The 563-nt window shown below is 71.2% G+C and carries 1 protein-coding gene; it reads left to right on the top strand.

All coding sequences use genetic code 11. The features are described 5' to 3' along the window. On the top strand, positions 1 to 563 hold a 563-nt coding region (locus A9W96_RS09305), incomplete at both ends, for a VWA domain-containing protein (protein WP_231999637.1).

Here is a 563-nt window from a genome sequence, read left to right as displayed (position 1 = left end):
TACGTTTACGTCGCGGCCCGGCGCCGCCAACGGCTGCACCGCTACACCGACACCCCGGTGCCGCAGTCGCCGTGGCGGCACCTGCCGATCGCCGTGTCGCTGCTGAGCCTGGCGCTGTTGACCATCGCGCTGGCCACCCCCACCCACGACATGCGCATCCCGCGCAATCGCGCCGTCATCATGCTGGCGATCGACATGTCGCAGTCCATGCGGGCGACCGACGTCGAACCCAACCGGCTCAAGGCCGCCGAACAGGCCGCCTCCCAGTTCGCCGGCCAGCTCACCCCCGGCATCAACCTCGGCCTGGTCGGGTTCGCCGGCACGCCCTACCTGCTGGTCCCGCCGACCCCGCAACACCAGGCCACCATCGACGCGCTGAAGAAGCTGGATTTCGCCGACAGCACCGCCACCGGCGAGGCCATCTTCACCGCGCTACAGGCGATCGCGACGGTCGGCTCGGTGATGGGCGGCGGCGACGGTCCGCCGCCGGCGACCGCGGTGGCGCTGATCGCGTGCAGCGCGGTGAAGATGGCCTCGCCGGTGGCGGTGCTGTCGGCGAAATC

This window comes from Mycobacterium sp. 1245852.3 (assembly GCF_001669335.1).
GTDB classification, from domain to species: Bacteria; Actinomycetota; Actinomycetes; order Mycobacteriales; family Mycobacteriaceae; genus Mycobacterium; species Mycobacterium europaeum_A.
This window is presented reverse-complemented; position numbering and strand designations above follow the sequence as displayed.